We start from the raw sequence: 2,295 nt of genomic DNA, 5'->3' as shown, positions 1-2,295 counted from the left end.
GCACTAATAGTTTTAATCAAATCACTCGCCCATTCATCAGAGTAGATGAACTCTAAAGTGATTTGTTTAACGATTGGATTATTCATCATTTTTATATTTAGATAAAACTTACCAGCACTCACATTGGCATCTGTGTTTCTTTCTTCATCCCAGCTTACCTCATAGCCAATTAAAACCTTAGCTCCTTTTAAATCTCTTAGCAATTCTTCAATGCTGATTTTTATAAAATATAATTCACTTGCTTTTTTATCAATAGCTTTAAAAGCTGCTTTTTGTCCTGCTAGGGCTATACGATCAAAAGTTCTTACACGAGCTAAATCTTGCCAAATCGTATCTTCATGGCTAGTTTCCCCACCCCAAGAGCGATAACCTTCACTTAAAATACAAGTTGAAATATGAGCGTTTCTTAGTCTTTCTGCATCACAATCAAAGCCATTGATAAACTCTATAAAATACTCTGTGCCAGTAACCCCATTCATCACTCTATTTGAGTAAGAATCACTAAAGCCATATTCTTTATCTCCATCTGTATGAGCTATTAAACCTGCGATGATAGGAGATTGTGGAACATAAGCGTATTTTCCTTGTGTATTTAAGATTTGAACCTGTGGCCAAGTGGCAATTAATCTTTTAGAGCTAAAAGCCTCCATTGTATTAATAGCTTCGCCAACATTTGTAGCGTAAAGATCCACAATAGCTGTGATATTCATAGAACTTGCCACACTTTCAAGCTTAGCCTTTACTCCTGCTTCATGTGAGTAATAAGGAGCAATGATTAAATCAGGGCTAAAACCTGTTTTATGCTTTGCTTTTTTAAAAGCTTCTATGGCATTAACAATATTGATTAAAGTGTTTTCACTTTCCTCGCTTTCTTCAAAAAAACTAATAATAATTACATTACTTACATTTTGTAGATTGATACATTCTAAAGTATCTAAAAGTCTAAAATCTTGTAAGTTATTTTCTTTGATTAAATCGTTTACAAATTCTTTTGCTTTGCTTACATTTGAAAAGGCAAAGATTGGAAAGCTATCCACGCTTTCATAACCAGCCTTTGTGTAAATCATTTCTTTACTTGCACCTTTTATAGCCCCAGCAATACCTATAGGCGTATCACTTTGCACTTTAATAGGACTTGCTGCACCATTACTGATATTAAAATTAACTCCATAATTTGCTGTCATTATTCATTTTCCTTTCTTATGTTCTTTTAACAGCGAACAAGTTTGCCTAAAGAACCAAATGCTAAAGGCTTCCCCGCCCAAACACTGCGTGTTTGCCCCAAAAGCCAAACCTTTTTCCTGTCCTAAGTAGCTTACTTTATTTATGTTTTTTTAACTCTTTTGCTTTTAACTTCACTTAATGCGCTTGCTTTTGTAAATGTAGAGCCTAAGCCTTTAAGTTCATTCTCTACTATCCTAAATCTCTCATCAACCCTATCTTTAAACTCATCATAAATAAGCTTATCTCCTTTTATATTGAAATTAATAATAAAATCTGTATCGATTTCTTTACTATTTGGATTTAAGGAATTAAACTCTTTAAAAAGAATGTCATCTATAAAAATTTTAATATTTAGATTTTCGCTAAAGAAGTTTCCACCCACGCCATACCCCCAAGGAGTGAATTTAAACTCTTTTATAGGTTTAGAGAGTTCGCATTCTATAGTATAAAAAGGATTTTCTAATCCATCATTAGCTAAAAACACGCTAATATTTTTTTCATCATATTCTCTAAAAGCGTAATATGGAGTGTAACGATTGCCAAATTCATAAGCTCCATTTGAAGTGATTTTTACTTTTGCATATGAGTCTAAACCTTCAGTATTAGCATTTTCTAAACTAAACTCAGCAGGTAAAGTAGTGGCGTGTTCTTTTGAAGCTTTATTTAAAGTTTCATTTTCTATATTGCCTAGTAAAAGATTATTGTTAGAATTGTCAATAAACTCCAAAGCATTAATCTTTAAAAACTCATTATCTCCTGCTAATTTTATACCAAGTCTTGAAAGGGTTAAGGTTTTTAAAGGATAGGCTGAGCTTGTTTGTTTGGTGCTAAACTCAACCCTTAATTTTTTACCATCAAGGATTTGTAATTCTTTTAAATTAGAGTTTGCATCTTCGCCTTTATCTCCTTTATCCCCCTTATCTCCTTTTTCGCCCTTATCTCCTTTTTCGCCCTTTATACCTTTAATCCCTTCGAGTTTTTTATCAATTAATTCATTTACTCTTTTTTCATTAAGCTTATCACTAACTATAGGTTCACTTGGCTCTTTTGAGCCTTGATTAATATCTGGAA

At 32.6% G+C, this 2,295-nt stretch carries 1 protein-coding gene and 1 pseudogene; both read right to left on the bottom strand.

Annotation, left to right across the window (positions count from 1 at the left end):
* The coding region (locus AJ887_RS03890; protein WP_070284854.1) for a phage tail sheath family protein at positions 1 to 1,184 on the bottom strand (1,184 nt) is incomplete at its 3' end.
* Positions 1,185 to 1,324: 140 nt separating this feature from the next.
* Positions 1,325 to 2,295 (bottom strand): annotated as a pseudogene (locus tag AJ887_RS03885) (hypothetical protein); the annotation flags it as partial.

This window comes from Campylobacter sp. BCW_6466, assembly GCF_001762835.1.
GTDB classification, from domain to species: Bacteria; Campylobacterota; Campylobacteria; order Campylobacterales; family Campylobacteraceae; genus Campylobacter_D; species Campylobacter_D jejuni.
The sequence above is the reverse complement of the archived record's forward strand: the minus strand, read 5'-3'. Positions and strand labels throughout refer to the sequence as shown.